A 25,798-nucleotide genomic window follows, 5' to 3' on the forward strand; every position below is an offset into this window, starting at 1 on the left:
AGACGACGGGGGACGCACGGCGAGAGCGTACCTTCCCTGCTCACTGTCCCGCGCGCGTACGCACCGGCGGCGCGTCCGAGCCTGTGGGAGGAATCTTCCTGCTCTTGATGGCGAACGTCATCACATCCTTGAACACGGGGGCCGCGAGCTGGCCGCCGAAATGGCCGTTCTTGGGGTTCTGGAGCACCGAGAGCACCACCAGCCGGGGCGCGTCCGCGGGCGCGAACCCGGCGAAGGAGGCCGTGTATCCGTCGTAGCGGCCCAGCTCGGCGTCGTAGCGGTCGGCGGTGCCGGTCTTGCCCGCCACCCGGTAGCCGGGGATGGCGGCCAGCGCGCCGGTGCCCTCGGCGCTCACCGCGGTCTCCAGCATCGTCGTGATCTCCTTGGCCGTCGTCTCGCTCACCACTCTGGTCTGCCTGCCCGCGGGAGCCGGGACGAACCTGCCGGACGCGTCGGTGGTGCCCGCCACGATCTGCGGATCGACGCGGACGCCGCCGTTGGCGATGGTCTGGTAGACGCTGGCGGTCTGCAGGGCGGTCACCGACACGCCCTGGCCGTAGGCGACCGTGCAGCTCTGGCTGCCCGACCAGTTCTTGTAGTTGGGCAGCAGGCCCGCCTCGGCGTTGGGCACGCCGCCCGCCGGGGTGCTGCCGAACCCGAACGCCCTGAGCATCGCGTACAGGCGCTCGCTGCCGACCTTGCGGGCGGCCATGATCGTGGCGACGTTGCTGGACTGGGCCATGGCCTGCCGGAAGGTCATCGCCTCGGGCTTGTGGGCGTGGGCGTCGCGCAGCACCCGGTCGGCGCACCTGATGTTGTCGGGCACCTGGAACACCGTGTCGGGGGTGACCTCCTTGGCCTCCAGCGCGGCGGCGGCGGTGATCACCTTGTTGGTGCTGCCGGGCTCGAACACGTCCGCGGCGGCCTTGTTGACGTAGGAGGACGCGGGGGCCCTGCGCCAGTTGCCCAGGTCGAGCTCGGGCGCGTTGGCCATGGCGATGATCTGGGCGGTCCGCACGTCCATGACGATGACCGCGCCGCTGCTCGCGCCCGACTCGCGCACCTGCTCGGCGACCGCCTTCTGGGCGGCCCACTGGATGTCGCGGTCGATGGTGAGCCGCACGTCCTGGCCGTTGACGGGCGCGGTGCGCTCGCTGCTGGTCATGGGGATGCGCAGGCCGTCGCGGCCGGTCTCGACGCGCTGCTTGCCGTCGCGCCCGGCCAGGATCGTGTTCTTGGCCTGTTCCATGCCGCCCAGGCCGTTGCCCTCGTCGCCGACGAAGCCGATGAGGCTGCCGGCCAGGTCGCCGGCCGGGTAGTCGCGGCGGTAGGTCTTCTTCGTGCTGAGGGCGGGCACGCGGGCCTGGAGCAGGCGGGTGGCCACGACCGGGTCGACGTCTCGGGCCAGGAGCTGGTAGCGGCTGCCGGTCCTGGACAGCTTGGCGGTCATCTCCTCCACGGTCTTGCCGAGCTGCCTGGCCAGGATCGCGGCGACGTTGGCGCGGACGTCCGCGGGGACCTTGGAGGGGTCGATGGACACCTCGCGGGCCTCCGACGTACGGGCCAGCGCGTTGCCGTTGACGTCGGTGATCGTGCCGCGCTTGGCGGGGATCTCCTCGACGTGCTGGCGCTGGCCGACGGCGGCGGCCTCGTAGACCTTGGAGTCGAGGCCCTGCATCTGGATCAGCCGGCCGGCGAAGATCGACAGGATGAACGTCATGCCGATCAGGCCGATGTTGATGCGCCGGCGCGGGCTGCCCAGGCGCAGCACCAGCGGGGGCCGCGGCGGGCGCGGCGGGGTGGGCGGGCGGCGCGGGCCCCTGGGGGGCGGCACGTCCGCGCCGCGGCGGAGCATGCCGCGCTCACGCCCGCGCGCCTGGTCCAGCCCGGAGGCGCGCCCCTGGCCGGACGCCGGACCGCGCCCCTGACCGGCCCCGGGACCGCGGGTCTGACCGGGCCTGCCGCCGCGCCCCTGGTCGGGCCGGGAGCTCCGGCTCTGGCCCGGCCCCGAACCGGGCCGCGCAGGCTCGGACCGCGAGCCACGCGCCGGGTCGGACCGCGAGCCGCGTCCTTGGTCGGATCGCGAGCCACGCGCCGGGTCGGGCCGGGAGCCGCGCCCCTGGTCAGATCTTGAGCCGCGGGCCTGGTCGGGGCCGGGGCCGTCGCCGCGACGGCGCGACCCCTCCTGCGGCACGGCACGGCCACGTGGACGGTCGTCGCCGTCGCGGCTCTGCGGGGTGCGCCCGCGCGGGCGGTCGTCGTCGTCGCGCCCGTGGGAGGCGGCGCGGTTGCGGGACTCGTCGCGGGAGTCGTCGCGCGGACGGCGGCGTGGGCCGTCGCCCGGGTCGCGGCGCGAACGGGTGCCCTCGTCGTCGCGGGGCCGGGCGCGGTCGCCGTCGTCGCGGCGCTGCCGGCCGCGGGAGCCGCCCGCGGAGTCACGGCGGGCGCTGCCGCGCGCGTCGTCGTCGGGGTCGTGGGGCCGGCGGCCCCTCAGGTCGTCGTCGAACGGCAGGTCGAACGGATCGGGGGGACGCTTGCGCGGCGAGTCGTCCGGCGCCCCCGGGCGGCCCGCCCCGTCAGAACGGGCGGAGCCCCCTCGCCCTGCCCGCCCCGGACCGCCCGGCGTACGACGAGCGGCGCCGGGCCCTCCAGGAGAGCCGGCGCCGCCAGCGCCGCGGCCGGGACGCTGTCCCCTGCCGCCTGAATCCCTCACCGCTCCGGGACCGCCGGGACACTCGGCTCGCCCTTGTCCCAGGGCCGCAGGTTCTTGTCCAGGTGGTAGCCCTGCGCCTCGGCGCGGTCGGCGATGTTCTGGGGCTGCATCTTGCGCTCGTACTCCAGCCGGAGCGCTTCCTTCTCCTGCTGGGCCACCGCGATCTCCTCACGCAGCTTGGCGTCGGTGATGGCGTCGCGGTTGAGCATGATGTTGAGCAGCAGCAGGCTCACCAGCCCACCGCACATCAACCCGACGACGAGCAGCACGAACGGCGCCCGCTGCCGCTTGGTCGAGGGCCGCCGCGCGGCGGGACGGCGCGCGGGCGCGGCGCTCTCGCCGGGACGCGCGGCCGCCGGCCGCCGGTCGCCGGTGTCAGGACGGGGCCGCGGCTTGGTCTGGTGCGAGACGCCCGGCCTGCGCGTGCCCGGCTTGGGCATGGCGCGGCGGACGGGCGCGACCCGGCCGGTCTCCTGCTCAATCGTCAACGCGGATCCTCTCTGCCGCCCGTAGCCGGGCCGAGGCCGCCCGCGGGTTGCGGGCGAGCTCTTCATCGCTGGGGAGCTCGGCTCCCCTCGTCAGCAGGCGGAACCTCGGCTGGTGTGCCGGTAGCGGGACAGGCAGCCCTGGCGGGCTGGTGTCCTTGGTTCGCGCCGTGAGGGCCTGCTTGGTGAGCCGGTCCTCAAGGGAGTGGTAGGAGAGCACGACGACCCGCCCACCCAGCGCCAGCGCGTCGAGCGCCGCGGGCAGCGCCGCCTCCAGGGCGGACAGCTCCGCGTTGACCTCGATGCGCAGCGCCTGGAAAGTCCTCTTGGCGGGGTTGCCGCCGGTGCGCCTGGTCGCCGCGGGGATCGCGTCGCGCACGATGTCGGCGAGTCTCTTGGTGGAGGTGATGGGCTCCTTGGCGCGTTCCTTGACGATAAGCCCCGCGACCCTCGGCGCGAAACGTTCCTCGCCGTAGTCGCGCAGGATTCGTGCCAGGTCGGCGGCCGGATAGGTGTTGACCACCCGCTCGGCCGTCAGCTCCTGCTCGGTGTCCATGCGCATGTCGAGCGGGGCGTCGTAGGAGTAGGCGAAGCCGCGTTCGGCCTCGTCGAGCTGCGGCGAGGAGACGCCGAGGTCGAACAGCACGCCGTGGACCGTGGGATGCCCGGCCTCGGCGACGATCTGGGCCAGGTCGCCCGAGGAGGCGTGGACCAGGGTGGTGCGGCCGGCGTAGGGGGCGAGCCTGCGGGTGGAGAAGTCGATCGCGAACGGGTCGCGGTCGATCCCGATCAGGCGCAGGGACGGGAAGGCGGCGAGCAGGGCCTCGGAGTGGCCGCCGAGCCCGAGATTGGCGTCGACGACGACCGGCTCCGGCCCCGACAGCGCCGGGCCCAGCAGCTCCAGTACGCGGTCGAGCATCACCGGAACGTGACCGCCCGTGCCTGCGTTGTCGTCCATCTCCAACCCCCCCTCTCGCGTCCTGCTCGCGGATGACGCGTATCGGTCAATCGTCAGTCATTCCTGGGTCCCCACCCGGCGCCGTCCGGCCAGGTCCCCATCCGCACCCTCTTCGTGGACGCCCGCCCTCTGACACCGGGGAAGGTGCATCAGTTGGCAGGCAGTGGTTGCGGGTGGAGACCTCGCCGAACGACATCACCGACGGATCGACCGTGGTCACTACAAGATCCCTGGCAGCACCTCCTCCGACAGATCGGCGAACGCCTGCTCCTGCGCGTTGAGATAGGTGTCCCAAGCCTGCGAGTCCCAGATCTCCAACCGGGTGTTGGCCCCGATGACGACGCAGTCACGCTCCAGGCCGGCGTATTGACGCAGGCTCTGCGGGATCGTGACGCGTCCCTGCTTGTCTGGCTTCTCGTCGGACGCGCTTGCGAAGAAGACGCGGCTGTAGTCACGCACCGCCTTGGCGGTGACCGGGGCGGTGCTGAGAGCCTCGGTTATGCGCTGGAACTCCTCTACTGGAAAGACGTAGAGGCATCGCTCCTGGCCTTTGGTGATCACAAGACCCTCCGCCAGCTCCTCACGGTACTTAGCCGGCAGGAACAGCCGTCCCTTGTCGTCAAGACGCGGTTGATGGGTGCCGAGGAACATCGGCGCCACCTCCCGTGCCTCAGCGAAGCGCTCAGCGCTGGTGCACCGGGCCCTCCACTGCGCACCACCATACTCCACTTCTCCCCACCGTCAACTGATTCGAACCGTCTTCATCATCAGTTTCCGTTGCGTTACCGCAGGTCAGAGCGGTGGAGCGGGGGTGGGGGGCGCCGGGGGGCGGGCCAACCCTCATGGGCGTGTCGAGGGTTGGAAAGACCGGCGGTATAGGGGCTCCCGGCGGGCGCCAAGGCGGGGGTGGAGGAAAGTGGGGCCGCCGAGGGGGCAGTGTCACGGGATTCGCACTGCTATGCGACAAGAACAGGAACATCAGCGGGGTTCCCTGGAATATCCACAAATGTCGCTCAAGAACCCGCAGCGTCGTAGGGTCGTACAGACAATGGAAAAGGAATGGCATGGCTCCCGTAATGGCACCGTGCGGGACAGCCGTCGCACTATGGAGGCCTGGTGGCACTAACCCATGACGTCCCTCCCCAGCTTGACGAGCTGGTCTCCACCGCCCACCGAATTCGGCAGGCCATCGAGTCGGTGATCGAGGGAAAGAGCGACGCCGTCCGTCTCACACTGACCGTCCTGCTCGCCGAGGGCCACCTTTTGATCGAGGACGTGCCGGGGGTCGGCAAGACGATGCTCGCCAAGGCTCTGGCGCGGTCCATCGACTGCCCGGTGCGCCGCGTGCAGTTCACGCCCGACCTGTTGCCCAGTGACATCACCGGGGTCAGCGCCTACAACCAGCAGACGCGTGAGTTCGAGTTCAAGCCCGGGCCGGTGTTCGCCAACATCGTCGTGGGCGACGAGATCAACCGCGCCTCCCCCAAGACGCAGTCGGCGTTGCTGGAGTGCATGGAGGAGCACCAGGTCACCGTGGACGGCGTGACGTACCCCCTGGACGCCCCCTTCATGGTGATCGCCACCCAGAACCCCATCGAGATGGAGGGCACCTATCCCCTCCCCGAGGCCCAGCGCGACCGGTTCACCGCCCGGGTCGCCATGGGCTACCCGGAGCCGACCGCCGAGCTGGAGATGCTCGACGTGCACGGCAGCACCTCGCCGCTGGACAAGCTGGAGCCGGTCGCCACGACCGCCGAGGTGCGCGCCCTGATCGAGGCCGTGCGCGGCGTGTACGTCTCGCAGCCGGTCAAGAAGTACGCCATCGACCTCGTCGTGGCCACCCGCCACTCCCCCGACCTGCGGCTGGGCGCCTCCCCCCGGTCCACGCTGCAGCTCGTCCGCGCGGCCAGGGCGCACGCGGCGCTGGCCGGACGCGACTACGTCATCCCCGACGACCTGCAGGACCTGGCCGTGCCCGTGCTGGCGCACCGGCTGCTGCCCAGCGTCGAGGCTCAGGGCCAGCGCCGGCTGCCCGAGCAGGTGGTGACCGACCTCGTCAGGCGTGTGCCGGTGCCGGAGACGCGAGCGTCGTGAGGGCCGGACTGCGGGCGCTGACCTCCCGCGGCAGGTCGTTCCTGGCCTCGGGGATCGCGGCGCTGCTGATGGCGCTGATCCTGGGCGAGAACGACCTGTTCAGGATCGGCGTGCTGGTCACGGCGCTGCCGCTGCTGGCCGCGCTGGTGGTGGCACGTACCAGGTACCGGCTGAGCTGCGCGCGGAGGCTGGACCCGCCCAGGGCGGAGGTGGGCGGGGAGGCCACGGTGACGCTGCGCCTGGAGAACGTGACCAGGCTGCCGACCGGGCTGCTGCTGATCGAGGACACCGTGCCGTACGCGCTGGGCGTGCGGCCGCGGTTCGTGCTCGACCGGGTCGAGTCCAAGGGCGTGCGGGAGATCGACTACCGGGTCCGGTCCGACCTGCGCGGCAGGTACACGATCGGGCCGCTGTCGGTGCGCATCGCCGACCCGTTCGGGCTGGTGGAGCTGACCCGGGCGTTCACGATCAGCGACACGCTCGTGGTGACGCCGCAGGTGGTGGCGTTGCCGCACGTACGGCTGTCGGGCGAGTGGACGGGCGGCGGTGACAGCCGCACCAGGAGCGTGGCCGCGGCCGGCGACGACGACGTGGCGCCGCGCGAGTACCGGCAGGGCGACGACCTGCGCCGGGTGCACTGGCGCTCGACCGCCCGGCACGGCGAGCTGATGGTGCGCCGCGAGGAGCAGCAGTGGCAGAGCCGCGGCGCGCTCCTGCTGGACACCCGCAGGCACGCCCACCGCGGCGAGGGTCCGCGCTCCTCCTTCGAGGTGGCGGTCTCGGCCGCGGCCTCGATCGGCGTGCATCTCGCCCACGAGGGTCTGGGCCTGCGGCTGGTGACCGACCAGGGCGCCGAGCACCTGACCGACCAGGGTCTCAGCTACTCGCTGCTGGACACGCTCGCCGTGGTGCGGCACAGCTCGGCCCGCTCGCTGGAGATGGGCGTCTCGGCCCTGCGCCAGGGCGGCGGCGACGGCCTGATCGTGGCCGTGCTCGGCGCGCTCGACCCCGAGGAGGCCAGGGAGCTGGCCAGGCTGCGGCACAGCGGCGTCACCGGTGTCGCGGTCCTGCTCGACGCCGGCACCTGGGAGGGCGCCGGCCGGGGCTCGCACGAGAACTTCGACGCCGTTCAGGGCGTCCTGGCCGGTTACGGCTGGCGGATCGTCCGCCTGCCCGCCGGCACCTCCATCGCCTCGGTCTGGCCGGACGCCGCCAACCGCGGCAGGTACGCGCTCAACCCCACGGGAGGTGCGGCATGAGGCTGACGGCCGCCTCGGGTGTGGCCGCGTTCACCGCGGCGATCCTGCTCTATCCGCTCTTCCAGGGCGGTGCCTGGTTCTGGACGTCGCTCGGCGCGGTGCTGGCCGTGATGGCCGCCGGGGTGATCGGCTCCCGCCTGTCGCTGCCCGCCTGGGCCGCGCCGCTCGCCGGGCTGGCCGCGTTATGGATCTTCCTGACCGTGGTCTTCGCCTCCGGCAAGGCGTGGGCGCTGGTGATCCCGACCAAGGAGTCGGTGTGGGAGCTGGGCCGGCTGCTCGGGGTCGGCTGGGCCGACATCCAGCGCTACGCCGCGCCCGTGCCGTCCACGGACGGCATCACGCTGCTGACCGCGGGCGGCGTGGGCGTCATCGCGATCGCCGTGGACCTGCTCGCCGCGCGGCTGCGGCGGGCGGCGCTGGCCGGGCTGCCGCTGCTGGCGCTGGCCACGGTCCCGGCGACGATCCTGGCCGAGCCGATCAGCTGGCCCGCCTTCATCATCGCCGCGCTCGGCTTCGTCAGCCTGCTGATCGCCGACGGGCGCGAGCGGGTGGGCCACTGGGGACGGGCGGTGCTCGTCCGCCGGACCAGGGCGGCGACCGGGCCGCGTCCGGACACCGGCGGGGCCAGGGCCGACACCAGCGGACTGCGGCTGTCGGGCAAGCGCATCGGGTTCGCCGCCATCGCGCTGGCCGTGCTGCTGCCCGCCGCGCTGCCGGTGATGGAGCCGGTCTCCTTCTTCCAGTTCGGCGTGGGCGGCCGGGGCGGCGGCAAGGGCAACTCGATCAGCATCGCGAGCCCGATCGCCAGCCTGCGGGGGCAGCTCGAACTGCCCGAGCGGCGCGTGGTGCTCACCTACAACAACAACGACGACAAGCCCAGATACCTGCGGATCTACGCGCTGGACACCTTCGACGGCCAGCAGTTCGGCATGACCGAGCCGAAGGGCTCGCCGGACAACAGGACGGAGAACGGGCCGCTGCCGCCGCCTCCGGGGCTGAGCGCGAGCACGAAGGTCAGCAACGTCGTCACCAGGATCCGGATGAGCGACGAGATCGAGCGGCTACAGTTCCTGCCGCTGCCGTACCCGCCGCGGCAGATCCGGGTGGACGGCGACTGGCGCGCCGACGTGGGCACGCTGATGGTCTTCTCCATCCCCGACGAGGCGGCCGGCCTGGAGTACGAGGTCGCCACGAGCGAGCCGGCCGCCACGCCGGAGCTGCTGGAGTCGCTGGAGGGCGTCCAGCCGAGCGTGGACCGGCGCTACCTGAAGCTGCCGGACAACCTGCCGCCGGAGATCGTCCGGCTGGCGCGTTCGCTGACGGCGCAGACCAACTCCAACTACGAGGCGGCGGTGAAGCTCCAGCAGTTCTTCACCAAGGACGGCGACTTCCGCTACGACCTGCGGACGCAGGGCCACGGCAACTCCGCGCTGCGGGACTTCCTGCTGCGCGACCGCACGGGCTACTGCGAGCAGTTCGCGGCCTCGATGGCGGTGCTGGCCAGGATCGTCGGCATCCCGTCGCGGGTGGCGATCGGCTACACCGGCGGCACGAAGGCCGGCGACAACTGGACGGTCACGACCGGCGACTCGCACTCCTGGCCCGAGCTGTACTTCGAGGGCGTGGGCTGGCTGCCGTTCGAGCCGACGCCGTCCGGGTCGCTGGGGCAGGGCAGCGCGCGGGTGCCGGACTACACGGTCCCGCCGGCGCCTTCGACGACGCCGTCCACCTCGCCGAGCAGCGGCGCGACCGAGTCCGGCGCCGACGACCCGATCAACCCCTCCACCCGGCGCAACCCGCGCGAGCTCGACCGTGAGGGCCTGATCGCCACGGGCGGCCTGCCGCCGGACGACTCGATGCCGCTGATCGGCAAGATCGGCATCGGCGCGGGCGCGTTGCTGCTGCTCCTGCTGGTCCCGGCGGCGTTGCGGCTGCTCACCAGGAACCGGCGGGTGCGCGCGCTGGGCTGGAAGGTCTCGCAACCGGCCGACGACCTGACGGCCAGGATCGCGACCGCCCACCACCCGTCGATCGCGGCCGTGTGGGCCGAGCTGGACGACGTGCTGTGCGACTACGGCATGACCCGCGGCGCCAGCGAGACCCCGAGGGCGCTGGCCCGGCGGCTGAGCCGGCAGTACGAGTTCGACGCCGAGTCGGCGGCCGCCATGACGGCCATCGCGACGACGGTCGAGCGGGTGCTGTTCGCCAGGGACCCGGGCACGATCGGGCCCATGAGAAAGGACCTGCGCAAGGTGCGGCAGGCCCTGGCGGCGACGGTGTCGCGGGGACGGCGGATGCGGGCGGTGCTGCTGCCGCCCTCGACGCTGCGGCGGCTGCGGGCGCTGGGCGAGCGCCTGCTGGACGGCTTCGACCTGCTGGAGAACATCAGGCTGCGGCGGACGGCGGCCCACAAGGGCGCCTGAGCCGCCTGCCCAGGACCGAGCGTGCGGTCGCTCCCCGGAAGGGGAACGGCCGCACGTTCGCGTAGGGCGGAAGGTTCGGGGCCGGTGAGGAGCGGCGAGGAGGTCAGCGCTCGTCGTGACGACGGCGCCAGCGCTCCTCCATGCGCTCCATGAAGGTGCCCCGGTTGGCGCGCCGGGGCTGCCTGCCCGTGGCGCCGGCGCCTTGGGCCGGCGGCGAGTCGCCGAACCCGTTCATGCGCTTCCAGCTGGACAGACCCCACAGACACGCGGCGAGCATGACCACGAAACCGCCGACGCCGAGCGGGATCTGACTCATGACCACGCCGACCATCATGATCACGACGCCGAGCGCAAAGCCGATGGAGGCTTTGATCAGGCGACGCTTGTAATGGCTGCGCGGGTCACTGATCCTTACGGTGTTGGCCCACTTCGGGTCCTCGGCGTAGAGGGCCTGCTCGATCTGGTCGAGCAAGCGCTGCTCGTGCTCAGAGAGCGGCACGGCGCCTCCCAAGGACAGCCCCAGGACGGGGAAGACGGCAACGGACGACACGGGGTGTCCGAACCTCGCGGTCGGTTATCCCCAGAATACGAGGCTGTAGACGTAGGCGAAAGCAAACGTCCAACGCAGACCAAACCGGAGGTGACGTCATGGCTCCATTGTGGACCATCTCGCACCCCTTCCCCCAAAATCGCGACATCCTTCTCCTACCCGACTGACCGATCGAGTAGGACATGGGCGTCATGTCTCTATTTCATCAAGCTTGCCACGTACCAGCGACGCTGGGAGCACCGCATCGGGGCCAAATCTCCGGATCGCCTTGTCCATCGCCTGTTCGGCCTCGCGCCAGCCGGTCTCGCGCTCGCCCAGACCGAGCTGATGGGTGGCCTCGCCGGCCGGGCGCAGGTTCTCCATCCGGACCCCGACCAGGCGCAGGCGCACCCGCTGGAGACCGGCGGCCTCGAACAGCTCGCAGGCGGTGGCGTAGATCACCTGGGCCACGTCGGTCGGCTCCCGCAGGGTGCGCGACCGGGTGATCGTGGTGAAATCGGCCCGGCGCAGCTTCACACTTACAGTTCTGCCCACGTGTCCGCCCTTACGCATCCGGGCCGCCACGCGCTCGGCCAGGCGCAGCAGCTCGCGCCGGATCACCTCGGGATCGTCGACGTCGGCCGCGAAGGTCTCCTCGTTGCCGATGCTCTTGTCGGGCACGTGCGCGGTCACCGGACGCTCGTCGCGCCCCCAGGCCAGCGTCGCCAGGTGGCCGCCGACGGCCTGCCCGAGCTCGCGCTGGAGCGTGCCCAGCGGCACCCTGGCCAGGTCGCCGACGGTGCGGATGCCGAGCCGGACGAGGGACTGCTCGGTGCGCTCCCCCACGCCCCACAACGCCGCGACCGGCAGCGGGTGGAGGAAGTCGACCACCTGCCCTTCGGGCACCACCAGCAGGCCGTCGGGCTTGCACTGCTTGGAGGCCAGCTTTGCCACGAATTTGCTGGAGGCCACCCCCACCGAGCAGGTGATGCCGTAGCGGTCGAGGACCTGCTCCCTGATCATGGCGGCGATCGCCGCGGGCGGGCCGAGCCGCCGCCGGGCGCCGCCGACGTCGAGGAACGCCTCGTCGGAGGCGATCGGCTCGACCAGCGGGGTGATCGAGTGGAAGATCTCCATGACGCCCCGGGAGACCTCGGAGTACTTGCCGTGGCTGGGCGGGATGATCGTGGCCTGCGGGCACAACCGGCGCGCCCTGCTCATCGGCATCGCCGAGTGCACGCCGGACGCCCTGGCCTCGTAGGTGGCGCTGAGCACGACGCCGCGCCCGGCCGGCGAGCCGACGATCACCGGACGGCCCCGCAGCTCCGGCCGTTCCAGCAGCTCGACGCTGGCGAAGAAGGCGTCCATGTCGACGTGGAGAATCGGGCAGCCGCTGTCATCGACCCCGGTCCGCGGCGCGGGGCCGATGCCTGTGATCTGCTTGCGGGACACGCCTGCGATTCTATCCGAACAGACGTTCCAGACTAGGGGCGGTGGCCGAGGACGTGCACCTGGGTGGCGACGTCCCGCAGCACGGGGTGGACGGCGGCGGCCTGCTCCAGCGCCACGAGCGCGTCGGCCGCGCCGGGCTCGCCGTCGACGAGCCGGCTGGGCACCAGGTCGGCGAAGACCCGCACGCCGTGGACCGCGCCGACGGTGAAGCCCGTGGCGGTCAGCAGCCGCGCCAGGGTCTCGGCGGTGAAACGCCGCGGCGTGGGGTCGCGGTCGCCCCACGTGCCGCGCGGGTCGGCCAGCACGGCCCTGGCCTCGTCGAACTGTCCGGCCAGCGCCCGGTGGATCGCGCTGGCCACGGGGTTGGCGGCCAGCACGCTGACGGCGCCACCCGGGCGCAGCAGCCCGGCGACGGCGGCCAGCGCGCCGGTGGGGTCGTCGACGTACTCCAGGACGCTGTGGCACAGGACCAGGTCGGCGCTGTCGCGGTCGAGCAGGTCGCCGAGGTCGGCGGTGTCGCCCTGCAGGCCGCGCACGCCCACGCCCTTCTCCTTGGCCCGGCGCTCCAGCGCGGCCAGCGAGTCGGGGCTGGGGTCGACGACGGTGACGGTGTGGCCGAGCTCGGCCAGCGGCACGGCGAACCCGCCGGTGCCCCCGCCGGCGTCGACGATGTCGAGCGCGGCCCGGCCGACGGCCTCGGCACGCTCGGCCAGCACCGACCGCAACGCGCCCCACACGACGGCGGTGCGCACCGCCGGGGTCTTCGTGGTGACGCCTTCTGCTCGCAACGTCGGCTCGCCTCTCTCTCCTCCGCGGGCGGCCCTCGCCCTGTGCGGACGGGCCCAGCCTACGCCGTACGCGGCGTCGCCCGCAGGCCGGACCCTAACCGTCGAAGGCTGCCGCGATCCTCTTCGGCGCGCGCAGCCGCCAGGCGTCGGTCAGCAGCTCGGCCAGCTCGCCGGCCGCCACGGCCGCCAGGCGCACCAGCACCACGGCGTGCCCGTCGTAGTGGGGCGTGGCGAAGAACGTGCCGGGGACGGCGGCGATCAGCTCGTGCTTGAGCTCCACGCCGCCCACCGGCACGGCGAGCACGCCGTCCTCCTGCGTGATCCGGGCGAACCACCTGCCGCGCACGTAGAAGGCGGGCGTGCCGTACATGGGTTTCTCGACGGTCTCGGGGAGCGCCAGGGCGAGGGCGCGCACCTCGTCTTCGGTCACCATGGACCGATGCTCACACAGAAAGCCGGACAAGGGCGGACAGGGCCGGAAAAGGGCGCGTCGCGGCTGGTGACGCGCCACTTCCCCGGACCGGCTCACGGCCCCGCGGCCAGGCCCGGGACCGCACCGGAAGGCCGCGCCGGCGCGCCTCCCGCCGCCTCGTCGCGAGCCGTACGGATCGCCTGAGTGGAACGTACTCCGAAACGGCCTTCGCGGCCTTTGTCTAAAGGGTGATGCTTGGCTTGAGTTGCTTGAACCGGGCCAGCAGGCCGTTGATGAACTGCGGCGACTCGTCGGTCGACAGCTCGCCCGCCAGGTGCACCCACTCGCTGATGACCACGCCCTCCGGCACGCCGGGCATCCACAGCAGCTCGTACGTGCCGCCGCGCAGCAGGTTGCGGTCGACGGCGGGCATGCGGTCGAGTGTCCAGCCCTCGGAGTAGGTGGTGATCAGCTCGTCGATGCGGGCATGGTGGCGGGCGACGCCCTCGACGATGGCCGAGGTGTACTCGTTGACCGGCGGCTCCTGCCGCTCGACGCGCTCGGCGAGGATCTTCAGCGGATCCTCCGAGCGCAGCTCGGCCTCGAAGAGGATGTCAAGGGCGCGCCTGCGTGCTTTGCCGCGTGCAGACACCTCAGGCCCGGCCGAGGTATTCGCCGCTGCGGGTGTCGACCTTGACCTTCTCGCCGGTGGTGATGAACAGCGGCACCTTGATCTCGGCGCCGGTCTCCAGCGTGGCGGGCTTGGTGCCGCCGGTGGAGCGGTCGCCCTGCAGGCCGGGCTCGGTGTTGGAGATCAGCAGCTCCACGGCGGCGGGCAGGTCGACGTAGAGCGCCGAGCCCTCGTTGAAGGCGATCGTGGCGAGGGTGTTCTCCAGCATGTAGTTGGCGGCGGTGCCGACGGTGCGGGCGGGCACGTTGACCATGTCGTAGGTCTCGGTGTCCATGAAGACGAAGTCGTCGCCGTCCTTGTAGGAGTACTGCATCTCGCGCTTGTCGACGTTGGCCACGTCGACCTTCACGCCGGCGTTGAAGGTCTTGTCGACGACCTTGCCGGAGAGGACGTTCTTGAGCTTGGTGCGCACGAACGCGCCGCCCTTGCCCGGCTTGACGTGCTGGAACTCGACAACGCTCCAGAGCTCACCGCCCTCGAGCTTCAGCACCATGCCGTTCTTGAGGTCGTTGGTCGTCGCCACTCGTTCTCTCCCGCGTGTGGCCGCTCTAAAGGACGAGCAGCTCCTTGGTGGTCTTGGTGAAAAGTTCCGGCCCGCCCTCACGGGTCACGAGGGTGTCCTCGATGCGAACCCCGCCCCGCTCGGGGAGGTAGATCCCAGGCTCGACGGTGATCGGAACTCGATCCTCTAGTCTACCGGTCCTGGAGGGGCCCAGGAACGGGTCCTCATGGATCTCCAGGCCGACGCCGTGGCCCAGGCCGTGCCGGAAGTGCTCGCCGTGGCCCGCCGCCTCGATCAGGCCGCGGGCGGCGGCGTCGACGTCCTTGGCCCGGGCTCCCGGGGACAGGGCGTGCCGGCCGGCCCGCTGGGCGCGCCTGACCAGGTCGTAGAGGTCGCGCTGCCAGGCGGCGGGCGCGCCCAGGCAGACCGTCCTGGTCATGTCGGCGTGGTAACCGTGGTAGCGGGCGCCGAAGTCCATCGTGACCAGGTCGCCGGCGCGCAGCTCGCGGTCGGTGGGGGCGTGGTGCGGGATCGCGCCGTTCTCGCCGGCGGCGACGATCGTGTCGAACGCCGGCTTGTCGGCGCCCAGCTCGGTCATGCGGTTGTCGAGGAGACGGGCCAGGGCGCGCTCGGTGAGGCCCGGCGCGACCATCGGGAGCACGTCGGCGAAGGCCTGGTCGGTCAGGGCGCAGGCGGTGCGGATGAGCTCCAGCTCCGCCTCGTCCTTGACCGCGCGCAGCTCCTCGACCAGCGGGCCGAGCGGCACCAGGCCCTGGCCCTCGCCGTCGCCTCCGGTCTCTGCCAGGCCCGCCTCCAGGCGGCGGAAGGTCGCCACGGTCATGGCGGCGGCCTCGATGCCCACGCCCGGCGCGGCCAGCCGGCCGGCCACGTCGGGCGCCTCGACCGCGGGCACGTCCAGGGCGCGGGTCTTGTCGATGTAGCGGTTGTCGGTCGCCAGCAGCGCCGAGCCGTCCGCCCTGACCAGGACGGCCGCGTTCGAGCTGACCAGCCCGGTGAGGTAGCGGACGTTGACGGGAGAGGTGACGAGGAGCGCGGGGACCTCGTGGGCGGGCAGCGCGGCGGCCAGGCGTGCCCGGCGCGCCGCGTGGTCGATGGTCATCCCGCCAATGTACGCGCGCCCCGGCCCCTGCCCCACCCGGCCAGGAGAGGGGAAACCACGGGCCTCCCGCCCCCGTCACGGTCAGGAGACGGCGAAGTCGTCCAGGAAGGAGGCGAGGGGGCCCGACAGGGGGACGTCGCCCTTCACCTGGGCGTTGCGCAGGTCCCGGTAGACGCCGGCGATCTGGCCGCGGGCGGGCTCGAAATGGCCGTCCTGGAGCTTCTTGGCGGCCTTCCTGAGCTTGTCGTGGACCTTCTCGGCGACATGGGGATCGATGTCGCCGATGTCCTCCTGGGCCGTCACCGCCTCGTCGAACTTCACCAGCCAGTGGTCCCAGCCGCCCGCCGGGGTCTGCCCGGAGCCCAGGGTCGCCTTGGGGCCGACGGTCTGGACCAGGCTGGTGGCGGTGTCGCCGGGGGTGAGGTCGGTGGGGCTGGCTCGGGGCGGCTCGGAGGTCGGGCGGGCGGGCGGCGCGACGTCCGGCGTCAGGACGGGCGTGGGGGGCGTGCTCGCGCTCGGCTCGGCCACCGGGGTCTCCTTGCGCGAGCCCGCCCACATCACCATGGCGACGGCCACCACGGCGATGACCGCGACGGCGATCCCCATCTGGATCAGCAGCTTGTTCCCGGTACGCGGCGGCGCCGGGTCCAGCTCGGCGGACTCGTAGACGGCGGTGTCACCGGCCCGCGGGACGCCGTTGAAGTCGTAGACCTGGGTGTCGCCCGGCCGGCCCGCCGGGGCTCCGGCGGGGTTCGCGGCCGCCGGGGCCGCCCCCGGGGCCGCGCCGGGCCGGGCGATGGCGGCCAGGGCCCGGCGGACGGGCTCGCCGCCCGAGGGCCGCCTGGCGGGGTCGGGCGCGAGCATCGCGAGGACGAGCCGGTCCAGCTCGGCGGGGATCTCGGGCCGGATCGCACTGGGCGGGACGACCCCCTGCCCGACACCCCCGGGGGCCTCGGTTCCCGGGGCCGAAGCTCCGGGGGCCTCGGCGCCGGAGGCGGAGGGTGGGGACGGCGGGGTGGCGCGCATGCCGGTCACCGGCAGGTCGGGGGCGGCGGGCGGGCGGCCGCAGAGGAGCTCGTAGCAGACGGCGCCGAGGGCGTACAGGTCGGCGGCGGCCGTGGCGGGACGGCCGGAGGCCCGCTCAGGGGCCAGGTAGCGGCGCTCGGCCTGGGACGGCTCCTCGTCCGGCAGCCCGAACCCGACGACCTTCAGCACGCCGCTGGCCGCCCGCCGGAAGCTGCCGGAGTCGATCTGCCCGTGGAACACCCCGGCGCGGTGCGCGGCGTCCAGCCCGGCGGCCGCCTGGCCGACCAGGTCGCACACCTCGACGATCGGCATGGGCCCCTCGGCCGCCAGGTCCTCCCCCACGCTGGTCCCGGTGAGGAACTCGGTCACCAGGAAAGGGGCGCCCTCCTGGTCGCCCACGTCGAGGACCATGGCCACATTGGGGTGGATCACCCTGGCCACCGCCTGCGCGTGCTGCTTCAGCGCCTCCCTGGCGGCCTCGCCGGCCGCGCCGGCCTCGCCCGCGCCCAGGATCTTCACGGCCACGACCCAGTCGGCGCGGGTGTCGTAGGCCCGCCACACCTCACCCATCGGACCGCTGCCGATGAGCTCGTCAAGCCGGTACCGGTCGGCGACCATCGAAGGCGTAGCGTCGGACATATCCCCGCCAAAAACTCGAAAAGTGGGCTATTTCCGACCCACCATAGGGCCCTCCAGCCCCTCTCCGCCCCATGATCCACGGTTCGCGCCCCCCGTCACGCCGCGCCCGCCGTCCCTCGACATAACGACTTTCGTTATTTACGATTATCGTTATGCCCATGAAGTGGATCAACCGGCTTGAGGTCCTGTTGAGCATCGGCCTCGTCCTCGGCTGCCTCGGCGCGCTCACCGCCCTGGGGGCCACCGTCCTGATCGCCGTGTTCGGCACGGCCAACGGCATCGGCGTCCCGCTGCACGTCTCCGGCGTGACGCCGCCCGTGACCCCCGTCCCGGGGGTGGAGATCGTCAGCGCCGCGGCCGAGGTGACCCTCCGCCCCGTGGGGCCCTCGCCCGCGGCGGCGCTGCTCTACCTCCTGCTGTGGGCGCCGCCCATGGCGACCGGGCTGCTCGCGCTCTACACCGTGGTCCGCGCGTTGCGCAGGGCGCGGTCGGGCGACCGGGCGCTGTTCTCCGCGGTGACGGCCGGGCACCTGCGGCGGCTGGGCTGGATCCTGATCGCCGGTTCGCTCGTGTCGGCCGGGCTCGGCACGGCGGCGCAGGCCATACTGTCCGGCATGCTGCTGACGACCGGTCCGGCGTTCGTCCCGGCGCCGGGCGTGCCGCTCGCGGGCCTCGTGGCCGGCCTGTGCGCGCTCGGGGTCTCGGAGATCGTCCGCCGCGGCGTGGCCCTGCTCGACGAGGTCGAGGCCACGATCTGATGCCCGCAGGCACCATCCGGGTACGCCTGGACGAACTGCTCGCCCAACGCGGCATGACGCTCACCGAACTGTCGCACAAGGTCGAGATCACCGTCGTGAACCTGTCGATACTCAAGAACGGCCACGCCAAGGCCATCCGCTTCTCCACGCTGACCCGGCTGTGCGAGGCCCTGGGCTGTCAGCCCGGCGATCTGCTCACCTACGACTGAGGGCGGGTGGCCGTACGGCCACCCGCCCTCAGTCGAATTCCGGTCAGGCCGTCGCGGGCTCCGGCGCGCGCGGCGTGCGGGCGGCCGACGCCGGGGCGTCGTCGAGCGGCTGCGGCGGCGCGTTGAAGACCGCCTCGTCCAGACGGCCCTCGGAGCGGGCCACCAGGACCGGGACGACCATCTGGCCGGCCACGTTGGTCGCGGTGCGGATCATGTCGAGGATCGGGTCGATCGCCAGCAGCAGGCCGACGCCTTCGAGCGGCAGGCCCAGCGTGCTCAGCGTGAGCGTCAGCATGACGATCGCGCCGGTCAGACCGGCGGTGGCGGCCGAGCCGACGACCGAGACGAACGCGATCAGCAGGTAGTCCCCCACCCCGAGGTGCACGCCGAACACCTGGGCCACGAAGATCGCGGCGAGCGCCGGGTAGACCGAGGCGCAGCCGTCCATCTTGGTGGTGGCGCCGAAGGGCACCGCGAAGGAGGCGTAGTCACGGTCCACGCCGTTGCGCTCGACGGTGACGCGCTGGGTCAGGGGCAGCGTGCCGACCGAGGAACGGGAGACGAAGGCCAGCTCGATGGCGGGCCAGGCGTTGCGGAAGAACGTGATCGGGTTGACCTTGCCCCACACCGCGAGCAGCGTCGGGTAGACGGCCAGCAGCACGATGAAGCAGCCGACGTACACGCCGACGCTGAACTTGGCCAGCGGGGCCAGCAGGTCCCAGCCGTACGTGGAGACGGCCTTGCCGATGAGGCCGGCGGTGCCGATCGGGGCCAGGCGGATGACCCACCACAGGGCCTTCTGCACCAGTTCGAGCACCGAACGGCTGAGGTTGAGGAACGGCTCGGCCTTCTCGCCCACCGCCAGGGCCGCCGCGCCGAGGACGACACCCAGGAAGACGATCTGGAGGACGTTCACCTCGGTGAAGGCCGTGACGATGTTGGTGGGCAGGATGCCGGTGACGAAGTCGAGCCACGTGCCGGCGCCCTCGGTGTCGATGGCCTTGGCCGCGCCGGTGTCCAGGGCGACGCCCTGGCCCGGGTTGATGATCAGGCCGAGCGCGATCGCGAAGGCCACCGAGACGAACGCGGTGATGAGGAACCACAGCAGGGTCTTGGAGGCCAGACGGGCGGCGCCGTTGACGTTGCGCAGGTTGGCCACGCTGACCAGCACGGCGGTGAACACCAGCGGCGGCACGGCGAGCTTGAGGAGCTGGACGAAGATCTTGCCGACCTGGGTCAGCGTCTCGGCCAGCCAGGCCACGTCCCAGATCTTGGCGACGAACCCCAGGGCGACGCCGACGGCCAGGCCGAGCAGCAGCTGAAGGGAGAAGGTGAATCTCTTCACGGGAGGAAGGCTCCGGAAGTCAGGCATGCCACGGCGAAGGGGGGCATGCGGGTGAGGAAGGGGGGAGTCTGGGGGACGCGCCGATCAGCGACAGAGGGATCCGTGCAGACGGCACAGATCCACGTGCAGACGCTCGACGAGCCGCACGATGACCACAGAGAACCTCACGAGGACGTACAACACCATGCGAAACGGGGCATATTCCCGCTCGGCATTGTGTCGTGCGTCACACCACTTCCGGAGCCCGTCCGATCAGCCGGCCAGCTCCTTGACCTTCTCCAGCAGGCGGACGCGCTCCTCGTGGGTACGGCCGAGCGGCGCGACGTTGAGCGTCGTCACCCCCGACTCCTTCAGCGCCGCGATCCGGTCGCGGACGAAGCCCTCGCTGCCGATCAGCGACATGTTCTCCAGCAGCTCGGCGGGCACCAGCGCGGCGGCCTCGTCCTTCTTGCCCTCCAGGTAGAGGTCCTGGATCTGCTCGGCCTCCTTCTCGTAGCCGTAGCGCCGGGCCAGGTCGTTGTAGAAGTTCTTGCCCTTGGCGCCCATGCCGCCGATGTACAGGGCGGCCATCGCCCGGCCGAACTCGCGCAGCCCGGTCACGTCGTCGCCGACGGCCAGCGCCGCCTGGGCGATCACGTCGAGCTCGCCCAGCTCGGGGTCGCGCTTCGCCCGGCCGGCGGCCAGCGAGGGGCCCCACACGTCGGCGGCCTTCTCCGGGTAGTAGAAGATCGGCTCCCAGCCCTCGGCCAGCTCGGCGGTCATCTCCACGTTCTTGGGGCCGATGGCGGCGACCACGATCGGGATGCGCGGGCGCACCGGGTGGTTGATGATCTTCAGCGGCTTGCCCAGGCCGGTGCCCTCCCCGGCGGGCAGCGGCACCTGGTAGTTGCGGCCCGCGTGCTCCAGCCGCTCGCGCCGCCACACCTTGCGGCAGATCTCGATGACCTCCCGGGTACGCCCGATCGGCGCGGTGTACGGCACCCCGTGGAAGCCCTCGATGACCTGCGGCCCCGACGTGCCGATGCCCAGCGTGAAGCGCCCGTCGGAGACGAAGTCCATGCCCGCGGCGGTCATGGCCAGCAACGTCGGCGTGCGGGAGTAGATCGGCAGGATGCCCGAGGCGATCTGCACCCGCTCGGTCTTGGCCGCGATGTACCCCATCTGGCTGACGGCGTCGAAGCTGTACGCCTCGGCCACGAAGACGATGTCGAGGCCCGCCTTCTCGTAGTCGGCCAGCTCGGCGACCGTCTCCTTGAAACCGCCCGAGTAGTTGAGTGCCATACCGATGCGCATGCCGGGCTCCCGATGAACCGAATGATGTTCCGTTGCGACGTCAACAGGTTAGCGTGTCGGCGTGTCGCGCGGCGAAGCACTAGCCTGGTTCGGGTGCTGAGCCGGGTCGTCGTCGTCGCCTCCGCAGTGGTCGCCCTGGCCCTGGCGGGTCATTCGCTGATCCCGTCGCTCGGCGGCTTCACGCCGGTCCTGGAGAGCCTGCTCCCCTGGATGGGGGTGGCGGTGCCGTTGCTGCTGCTCCTCGCGCTGCTGGCGCGCTCCAGGGCGGCCGCGCTCGCGGCGCTGGCGCCCGGTCTGGTGTGGGCGGCGATGTTCGGCTCCACGCTGCTGGCCGCGCCGCCCGGCGGCCCCAGCGACCTGGCCGTCGGCACGGTCAACGTCGGCGTGCGCAACAGCGCCTCCGGCGAGGCGGTCAAGGCCATCGCCGAGGGGCTCGACCTGCTGGCCGCCCAGGAGCTGACCCCCGGCGGGCCCGCGGCCAAGCAGCTCAACAAGATGTTCCGCTACCACTACCCGGTCAGCACGGTCGGCCTGTGGAGCCGCTACCCGATCAGCGAGACCAGCCCGCTCGACGTCGGCATGGGCTGGCCGCGGGCGCTGCGCGCGGTGGTGAGCACGCCCAAGGGCAAGGTCACCGTCTACGTCATGCACCTGGCCTCGGCCAGGCCCGGCCACACCGCCTCCCGCGACGCCTCCCTGGCGCACGCCCGCCGGCTCGTCGACGGCGACCCCAGCAAGCGCGTCCTGCTGCTCGGCGACCTCAACACCGCCACCACCGACCGCGGCATGCGCGGCCTGACCCCGCCGCTGACCGACGCCCAGAGCGTGGCCGGCGACGGGTTCGGGTTCACCTGGCCGGCCGAGTTCCCGATCACCCGGCCCGACCACATCCTGTTCAGGGGCATGACGGCGACCAAGGCGGGGGTCGCCCCGGCGACCGGCAGCGACCACCGCGCGGCGATCGCCTCCCTGCGCTTCTAGCGGCCCTCCAGCAGCTCCAGGTCCTGCGGCGTGTCGATGTCGGCGGGGTCGCCGTGCTCGTCGCAGGCGACCTCGGTGACCAGCCCGGGATGCGCCTTCATGAACGCACGCGCCCCCACGTCGCCCACCGCCAGCTCCGCCACCCCGGCGAAGTGCTCGCGCGCGATCAGCACCGGGTTCGCCCGCCGTCCGCCGTACGTGGCCACCGCCAGCCCGGCCCCCGACGCGGCCAGCGCCCGCACCGCGCCCGCCCGGACGAGCGGCTGGTCCACCAGCGCGACGACCACGGCCGTCGCCTCCGGCGGCAGCGCGGCCAGCCCGGCCCGCAGCGAGGAGCCCATGCCGGTGCGCCAGTCCGGGTTGCGCACGCTGACCGCCCCGCGCACCTGCACGGTCGCCGCGCCCAGCACGACCACCACCGGACGGCAGCCGCCCTCCGCCAGCAGCCGAACCCCGCGGTCGACCAGCCGTTCGCCGCCGAACTCCACGAGCGCCTTGGGCGTGCCCAGCCGGGCGCCCTCCCCCGCGGCGAGCAGCAGCCCGGCGATCACGCCGGCTCCCCGTGGATGCGCCCGCCCGTCTGCGACAGCGGCCGGCCCGAGCCGCCCCACCGGAGCTGGATCAGCTCGGCGGCGATCGACACGGCCGTCTCCTCCGGCGTGCGGGCGCCCAGGTCGAGGCCGATGGGCGATCTCAGCCGGGCCAGCTCGGCCTCGGTGAGCCCCGACTCGCGCAGGCGGGCCAGCCGGTCCTCGTGCGTGCGGCGCGAGCCCATGGCCCCGATGTAGCCCGCCTCGGTCCGCAGCGCCACCTCCAGCAGCGGCACGTCGAACTTGGGGTCGTGGGTCAGCACGCAGATCACCGTGCGCTCGTCCACCCGCACCGAGGCCAGGTAGTCGTGCGGCCACTTGACCACCACCTCGTCGGCCTCGGGGAAGCGCTTGGCGGTGGCGAAGACCGGCCGGGCGTCGCAGACGGTGACGTGGTAGCCGAGGAACTTGCCCACCTTGGCGACGGCCGCGGCGAAGTCGATCGCGCCGAAGACCAGCATGCGCGGCGGCGGCGCGAACGACTGGACGAACACCGACAGGTCGTCCAGCCGCCGCTCGCCGTGGCCGCCGTAGTGCCGGATGCCGGTCAGGCCCTGGGCGAGCATGCCGCGGGCGTCGTCGTCCACGGCCTCGTCGAGGCGGTCGAGGCCCAGGGTGCCCGACGAGCGGCCGGGCCAGACGATCCGGCGGGCGCCGATCGGGCCGGGACCGGCGACGATGGTGGCGACCGCGACCGGCTGGTGCGCCTCGACCGAGGCGAAGATCTCGCCCAGCTCCGGGAAGGTCTCGATGGAGACCGGCTCGACCAGGATGTCGATGATGCCGCCGCAGGTCAGCCCGACGGCGAAGGCGTCGTCGTCGCTGACGCCGTACCGCTGCAGGACGGGTGCGTCGGCCTCGGAGGCCAGCTCGAAGACCGCCCCCTCGACGCACCCGCCCGAGACGCTGCCCACCACCTCGTCGCCGCGCACCGCCATCGCCGCGCCCGGCGGGCGTGGCGCGCTGCTGAACGTGCTCACCACGGTCGCCAGCCCGAACCTGAGCCCCGACCTCCACCACCGCATGATCTCCGGGAGCACGTCACGCATGGGCGAGCCTTTCGCTGAGTTCCTCGTAGGCGGCCAGGCTGTGCCCGGCCACCAGATCGTCCAGATGCGGCAGGGCGGCCCGCATGCCTCCGGTCAGCGGCTGGTAATCCTCATGTCCCTTGTGCGGATTGACCCAGATGAGCCGGTACGCCTGCCGGGCCAGCCTGGCGAGCTGGGCGCCCAGGAGCGCGGGGTCGCCGCGTTCCCAGCCGTCGGAGGCGATGACCACGATCGCCCCCCGGGCGCTGTGCCGGGTCAGGTACTCCTTGAACTCCTCTCCGAGCCGGGTCCCGCCGCTCCAGTCGGGGATGGCCGCGGACGCCGCGTTCAGCGCCGTGCCGGGGTCGCGGTGGCGCAGCTCGGCGGTGACCTCGGTGAGCCGGGTGCCGACCGAGTAGACCCTCGTGGCCCGCGGCTCGCTCCTGACCAGCGCGTGGGCGAAGCGCAGCAGGGTCTCGGCGTAGGGGGCCATCGACCCGCTGACGTCCACGAACAGCACCACCTGGCGGGGCCTGGTCGTGTGCCGGCGGCGGCGGAGCCGGGCCACCTCGCCGTTGCGCAGCGCCTCGCGCACGGTGCGGCGCTGGTCCAGCCTGCCCCGGTGGGCCCGCTCGAAACGGCGGGAGCGGCGCGCGGCCCGGCCGCGGCCGAGCAGGGCCAGCATGCGGTGCACCTCGGCGCGTTCGGCCTCGGTGAGCCGGGCGACGTCGCGGTGCCGCAGCACCTCGGCGCGGCTGGCCGTGGCCGGGGCGGCGGCGTCCTCGCCCGCGCCCGCCTCCTCGCCGTCGCCGGCCGCCAGGTGCCGGGTGACGCTGGTCGTCCCGGCACGGGCCGCCGCCGCCCGCCGCCCGCCGAAGTAGGCGGCGAAGCAGCGGTCGTAGCGGGGCAGGTCGTCGGGCGTGGCGCACAGGGTGAGCCGGCCGGCCCAGTAGAACGCCTCCCGGTCCCCGGCGTCGAGGTGGCCGAGGGCCTGCAGCAGGCTCCGCGTCCGCTCGTGGTCGGCGTCCACGCCCGCCGCGCGCAACGTCCTGACGAAGCCCGTCACGGTCCGGACCAGCTCATCCACCGGACAGCAGCCCGTCGCCCAGGACGGCGGCGACGTCCTCGCGGTACTTGAGCGCGGCGCCCAGGGTGGCCGCGGCCAGGTCGGGGTCGAGCTCCCTGGCCCCGAGCGTCAGCAGCGCCTCGGTCCAGTCGAGGGTCTCGGCCACGCCCGGCGGCTTGACCAGGTCGGCCCGGCGCAGCCGCTCGGCTGCCCGCGCCACCTGCAGGGCCAGCTCCTCGGTGCAGCCGGGCAGGCGGCGCAGCAGGATCGCGACCTCGCGGTCGAAGCTCGGGTGCTCCAGCCAGTGGTAGAGGCAGCGCCGCTTGAGCGCGTCGTGCACCTCGCGGGTGCGGTTGGAGGTCACCACGACGACCGGCGGCGTCGCGGCCCTGATCGTGCCCAGCTCGGGGATGGAGACGGTGAAGTCGGAGAGCACTTCGAGCAGGAACGCCTCGAACTCGTCGTCGGCCCGGTCGATCTCGTCCACCAGCAGCACGCTCGGCTGGGTCTCCACGGCCTTCAGCAGGGGGCGGGCGATCAGGAAGCGGCGATCGTAGATCTCCCCCTCCAGCCGGGCGGCGTCGGTGATCCCGGCGGCCTCGGCGGCCTTGAGGTGGAGGAGCTGGCGGGCGAAGTCCCAGTCGTACAGGGCCTGGGACGCGTCGAGGCCCTCGTAGCACTGCAGCCGGATCAGCGGGGCCTTGAGCAGCGTCGCGAGGGTCTTGGCCAGCTCGGTCTTGCCGACGCCCGCCTCCCCCTCCAGGAACAGCGGCCGCCCCATCCGCAGCGCCAGGAAGGCGGCCGTGGCCAGCCCCCGGTCGGCCAGGTAGTCGTGCCGGTCGAGCAGCTCGATGAGCTTGTCCGGCGACTCGATGTCCATTGCCCTGATTGTCCGCCGCAGCACGCCTTCAGGCTACGTCGCGACCCCCGCCCTGCGATATCGGCTCGCCCTCGTCATCGCGTTTCAGTCGCCGGACTCGGACGCCTCGCCGCGTTCGCGGATCAGCGCGGCCAGCTCGGCCGTGGCCCGGCGGGCGCGGGCCTTCTCCGAGCCCTGGATGCCCATGGCGCCGATCGTCCGGCCGTCGGAGAAGTCGATCTTCGGCCATGGGTCGCCCACCAGCAGGGTGACGTCGATGACCTCGGGCCAGGTGTAGCGGTGGATGCGCAGGGCGTTGACGACGGTCAGGCCCTGCTCGTCGGCCTCCACCCGGACCCGGCCCAGCAGGTGGAGCACGTACGCCACCGCCAGGCCGAAGCCCACGATCGCCACCCGGTCGGGCAGCTTGAACGGGTCGGCGATGAAGATCGCCATGAGGACCGCCCCCGCCACCACCACCAGGGCGAAGGCGTAGGGCACGATCCGGCCCCGGCGGGGACGCCAGGTCACGGGCAGGGGCGGCGGGGTCACGGGCTCGGGCACGAGGGAAACCTACC

Annotated in this window: 25 protein-coding genes; 6 read left to right on the forward strand and 19 right to left on the reverse strand. The window is 72.6% G+C overall.

The features are described 5' to 3' along the window. Nucleotides 1–40: 40 nt before the first annotated feature. The 4 genes from AB0C33_RS30615 to mraZ all read right to left on the reverse strand — a co-directional run bounded on the left by AB0C33_RS30615 (nt 41) and on the right by mraZ (nt 4,807). Complete coding sequence (locus tag AB0C33_RS30615) at nt 41–2,713, reverse strand: penicillin-binding transpeptidase domain-containing protein (protein ID WP_358293944.1); 2,673 nt, start codon at nt 2,711–2,713, stop codon at nt 41–43. Next, nucleotides 2,710–3,201, reverse strand: coding sequence for a hypothetical protein (locus tag AB0C33_RS30620; protein ID WP_358293945.1), 492 nt, complete (start codon nt 3,199–3,201; stop codon nt 2,710–2,712). The genes AB0C33_RS30615 and AB0C33_RS30620 overlap by 4 nt, the downstream gene beginning before the upstream one ends. Next, complete coding sequence (gene rsmH, locus AB0C33_RS30625; RefSeq protein WP_358293947.1) at nt 3,191–4,156, reverse strand: 16S rRNA (cytosine(1402)-N(4))-methyltransferase RsmH; 966 nt, start codon at nt 4,154–4,156, stop codon at nt 3,191–3,193. Before rsmH ends, AB0C33_RS30620 begins: the two co-directional genes overlap by 11 nt. 219 nt (nt 4,157–4,375) lie before the next feature. Next, nucleotides 4,376–4,807 carry a division/cell wall cluster transcriptional repressor MraZ gene (gene mraZ / locus AB0C33_RS30630; protein ID WP_352326976.1) on the reverse strand — a complete coding sequence of 144 codons (432 nt, stop codon included), beginning with the start codon at nt 4,805–4,807 and terminating at the stop codon, nt 4,376–4,378. A 465-nt stretch (nt 4,808–5,272) separates the two neighbouring features. On the opposite strand from mraZ, the gene AB0C33_RS30635 reads away from it, so the two are divergent. The 3 genes from AB0C33_RS30635 to AB0C33_RS30645 are packed head-to-tail and all read left to right on the forward strand — an operon-like array spanning nt 5,273 to nt 9,932. Continuing rightward, on the forward strand, nt 5,273–6,250 hold the full coding sequence (locus AB0C33_RS30635; RefSeq protein WP_352326975.1) for a MoxR family ATPase: 978 nt from the start codon (nt 5,273–5,275) through the stop codon (nt 6,248–6,250). After that, nucleotides 6,247–7,509 carry a DUF58 domain-containing protein gene (locus AB0C33_RS30640; protein WP_358293949.1) on the forward strand — a complete coding sequence of 421 codons (1,263 nt, stop codon included), beginning with the start codon at nt 6,247–6,249 and terminating at the stop codon, nt 7,507–7,509. The genes AB0C33_RS30635 and AB0C33_RS30640 overlap by 4 nt, the downstream gene beginning before the upstream one ends. Then, nucleotides 7,506–9,932 carry a DUF3488 and transglutaminase-like domain-containing protein gene (locus tag AB0C33_RS30645; RefSeq protein ID WP_358293950.1) on the forward strand — a complete coding sequence of 809 codons (2,427 nt, stop codon included), beginning with the start codon at nt 7,506–7,508 and terminating at the stop codon, nt 9,930–9,932. Before AB0C33_RS30640 ends, AB0C33_RS30645 begins: the two co-directional genes overlap by 4 nt. A 103-nt stretch (nt 9,933–10,035) precedes the next feature. Here AB0C33_RS30645 and AB0C33_RS30650 read toward each other — a convergent pair whose 3' ends face one another. The 8 genes from AB0C33_RS30650 to AB0C33_RS30685 form a co-directional block, all read right to left on the reverse strand. Next, a complete protein-coding gene (locus tag AB0C33_RS30650) occupies nt 10,036–10,431 on the reverse strand; it encodes a DUF3040 domain-containing protein (RefSeq protein ID WP_358293952.1) in 396 nt (131 codons plus the stop codon). Between the two features lie 240 nt (nt 10,432–10,671). Then, complete coding sequence (dinB, locus tag AB0C33_RS30655; RefSeq protein WP_358293953.1) at nt 10,672–11,913, reverse strand: DNA polymerase IV; 1,242 nt, start codon at nt 11,911–11,913, stop codon at nt 10,672–10,674. A 32-nt stretch (nt 11,914–11,945) separates the two neighbouring features. Continuing rightward, nucleotides 11,946–12,701, reverse strand: coding sequence for a methyltransferase domain-containing protein (locus AB0C33_RS30660; protein WP_358293955.1), 756 nt, complete (start codon nt 12,699–12,701; stop codon nt 11,946–11,948). Nucleotides 12,702–12,795: 94 nt separating this feature from the next. After that, nucleotides 12,796–13,134 (reverse strand): MmcQ/YjbR family DNA-binding protein, encoded by a 339-nt coding sequence (locus AB0C33_RS30665; protein ID WP_358293956.1) that lies wholly within the window; start codon nt 13,132–13,134, stop codon nt 12,796–12,798. 220 nt (nt 13,135–13,354) lie between these two features. Beyond that, nucleotides 13,355–13,765 carry a transcription antitermination factor NusB gene (nusB, locus tag AB0C33_RS30670; RefSeq protein WP_358293958.1) on the reverse strand — a complete coding sequence of 137 codons (411 nt, stop codon included), beginning with the start codon at nt 13,763–13,765 and terminating at the stop codon, nt 13,355–13,357. A gap of 1 nt (nt 13,766) precedes the next feature. Next, nucleotides 13,767–14,327 carry an elongation factor P gene (efp, locus tag AB0C33_RS30675; protein ID WP_352326968.1) on the reverse strand — a complete coding sequence of 187 codons (561 nt, stop codon included), beginning with the start codon at nt 14,325–14,327 and terminating at the stop codon, nt 13,767–13,769. A 25-nt stretch (nt 14,328–14,352) separates the two neighbouring features. Beyond that, the gene (locus AB0C33_RS30680) at nt 14,353–15,426 is read right to left on the reverse strand and encodes an aminopeptidase P family protein (protein ID WP_358293959.1); all 1,074 of its coding nucleotides are present in this window, start codon (nt 15,424–15,426) and stop codon (nt 14,353–14,355) included. A gap of 81 nt (nt 15,427–15,507) precedes the next feature. Then, a complete protein-coding gene (locus AB0C33_RS30685; RefSeq protein WP_358293961.1) occupies nt 15,508–17,091 on the reverse strand; it encodes a protein kinase in 1,584 nt (527 codons plus the stop codon). Between the two features lie 158 nt (nt 17,092–17,249). On the opposite strand from AB0C33_RS30685, the gene AB0C33_RS30690 reads away from it, so the two are divergent. Together AB0C33_RS30690 and AB0C33_RS30695 are read left to right on the forward strand one after the other, a co-directional pair. After that, complete coding sequence (locus tag AB0C33_RS30690) at nt 17,250–17,849, forward strand: DUF2975 domain-containing protein (RefSeq protein ID WP_358293963.1); 600 nt, start codon at nt 17,250–17,252, stop codon at nt 17,847–17,849. Further along, on the forward strand, nt 17,849–18,058 hold the full coding sequence (locus AB0C33_RS30695; protein ID WP_352331315.1) for a helix-turn-helix transcriptional regulator: 210 nt from the start codon (nt 17,849–17,851) through the stop codon (nt 18,056–18,058). Before AB0C33_RS30690 ends, AB0C33_RS30695 begins: the two co-directional genes overlap by 1 nt. 43 nt (nt 18,059–18,101) lie before the next feature. Here AB0C33_RS30695 and AB0C33_RS30700 read toward each other — a convergent pair whose 3' ends face one another. Both AB0C33_RS30700 and AB0C33_RS30705 read right to left on the reverse strand, forming a co-directional pair. Further along, nucleotides 18,102–19,403, reverse strand: coding sequence for a dicarboxylate/amino acid:cation symporter (locus AB0C33_RS30700; RefSeq protein ID WP_358293965.1), 1,302 nt, complete (start codon nt 19,401–19,403; stop codon nt 18,102–18,104). 252 nt (nt 19,404–19,655) lie between these two features. Then, nucleotides 19,656–20,696: an LLM class F420-dependent oxidoreductase gene (locus AB0C33_RS30705; RefSeq protein WP_358293966.1), complete on the reverse strand. Its 1,041-nt coding sequence runs from the start codon at nt 20,694–20,696 to the stop codon at nt 19,656–19,658. 93 nt (nt 20,697–20,789) lie between these two features. Here AB0C33_RS30705 and AB0C33_RS30710 point away from each other — a divergent pair, with 93 nt between their 5' ends. Next, nucleotides 20,790–21,677: an endonuclease/exonuclease/phosphatase family protein gene (locus tag AB0C33_RS30710; protein WP_358293968.1), complete on the forward strand. Its 888-nt coding sequence runs from the start codon at nt 20,790–20,792 to the stop codon at nt 21,675–21,677. On the opposite strand, the gene AB0C33_RS30715 is transcribed toward AB0C33_RS30710, so the two are convergent. The 5 genes from AB0C33_RS30715 to AB0C33_RS30735 all read right to left on the reverse strand — a co-directional run bounded on the left by AB0C33_RS30715 (nt 21,674) and on the right by AB0C33_RS30735 (nt 25,784). After that, on the reverse strand, nt 21,674–22,225 hold the full coding sequence (locus tag AB0C33_RS30715) for a nucleotidyltransferase family protein (RefSeq protein ID WP_352353663.1): 552 nt from the start codon (nt 22,223–22,225) through the stop codon (nt 21,674–21,676). The genes AB0C33_RS30710 and AB0C33_RS30715 overlap by 4 nt on opposite strands. Further along, on the reverse strand, nt 22,225–23,316 hold the full coding sequence (locus tag AB0C33_RS30720) for an XdhC/CoxI family protein (protein ID WP_358293969.1): 1,092 nt from the start codon (nt 23,314–23,316) through the stop codon (nt 22,225–22,227). The genes AB0C33_RS30715 and AB0C33_RS30720 overlap by 1 nt, the downstream gene beginning before the upstream one ends. Further along, nucleotides 23,309–24,382 (reverse strand): VWA domain-containing protein, encoded by a 1,074-nt coding sequence (locus AB0C33_RS30725; RefSeq protein WP_358293971.1) that lies wholly within the window; start codon nt 24,380–24,382, stop codon nt 23,309–23,311. The genes AB0C33_RS30720 and AB0C33_RS30725 overlap by 8 nt, the downstream gene beginning before the upstream one ends. After that, nucleotides 24,375–25,241, reverse strand: a complete 867-nt coding sequence (locus tag AB0C33_RS30730) for a MoxR family ATPase (RefSeq protein WP_358293973.1) — start codon at nt 25,239–25,241, stop codon at nt 24,375–24,377. Before AB0C33_RS30730 ends, AB0C33_RS30725 begins: the two co-directional genes overlap by 8 nt. An 84-nt stretch (nt 25,242–25,325) precedes the next feature. Continuing rightward, nucleotides 25,326–25,784 carry a PH domain-containing protein gene (locus AB0C33_RS30735; protein ID WP_358293975.1) on the reverse strand — a complete coding sequence of 153 codons (459 nt, stop codon included), beginning with the start codon at nt 25,782–25,784 and terminating at the stop codon, nt 25,326–25,328. Nucleotides 25,785–25,798 lie beyond the last annotated feature (14 nt).

This window comes from Nonomuraea sp. NPDC048881, assembly GCF_040649795.1.
Taxonomy (GTDB): Bacteria; Actinomycetota; Actinomycetes; order Streptosporangiales; family Streptosporangiaceae; genus Nonomuraea.

Bases quoted from the DNA above. Each gene is read 5' to 3' on its own strand.
- AB0C33_RS30685 (WP_358293961.1), bottom strand. From the start codon at position 17,091: ATGTCCGACGCTACGCCTTCGATGGTCGCCGACCGGTACCGGCTTGAC.
- AB0C33_RS30720 (WP_358293969.1), bottom strand. From the start codon at position 23,316: ATGCGTGACGTGCTCCCGGAGATCATGCGGTGGTGGAGGTCGGGGCTC.
- AB0C33_RS30665 (WP_358293956.1), bottom strand. From the start codon at position 13,134: ATGGTGACCGAAGACGAGGTGCGCGCCCTCGCCCTGGCGCTCCCCGAG.
- AB0C33_RS30645 (WP_358293950.1), top strand. From the start codon at position 7,506: ATGAGGCTGACGGCCGCCTCGGGTGTGGCCGCGTTCACCGCGGCGATC.
- AB0C33_RS30690 (WP_358293963.1), top strand. From the start codon at position 17,250: ATGAAGTGGATCAACCGGCTTGAGGTCCTGTTGAGCATCGGCCTCGTC.
- mraZ (WP_352326976.1), bottom strand. From the start codon at position 4,807: ATGTTCCTCGGCACCCATCAACCGCGTCTTGACGACAAGGGACGGCTG.
- AB0C33_RS30695 (WP_352331315.1), top strand. From the start codon at position 17,849: ATGCCCGCAGGCACCATCCGGGTACGCCTGGACGAACTGCTCGCCCAA.
- AB0C33_RS30730 (WP_358293973.1), bottom strand. From the start codon at position 25,241: ATGGACATCGAGTCGCCGGACAAGCTCATCGAGCTGCTCGACCGGCAC.
- AB0C33_RS30680 (WP_358293959.1), bottom strand. From the start codon at position 15,426: ATGACCATCGACCACGCGGCGCGCCGGGCACGCCTGGCCGCCGCGCTG.
- rsmH (WP_358293947.1), bottom strand. From the start codon at position 4,156: ATGGACGACAACGCAGGCACGGGCGGTCACGTTCCGGTGATGCTCGAC.
- AB0C33_RS30705 (WP_358293966.1), bottom strand. From the start codon at position 20,696: ATGCGCATCGGTATGGCACTCAACTACTCGGGCGGTTTCAAGGAGACG.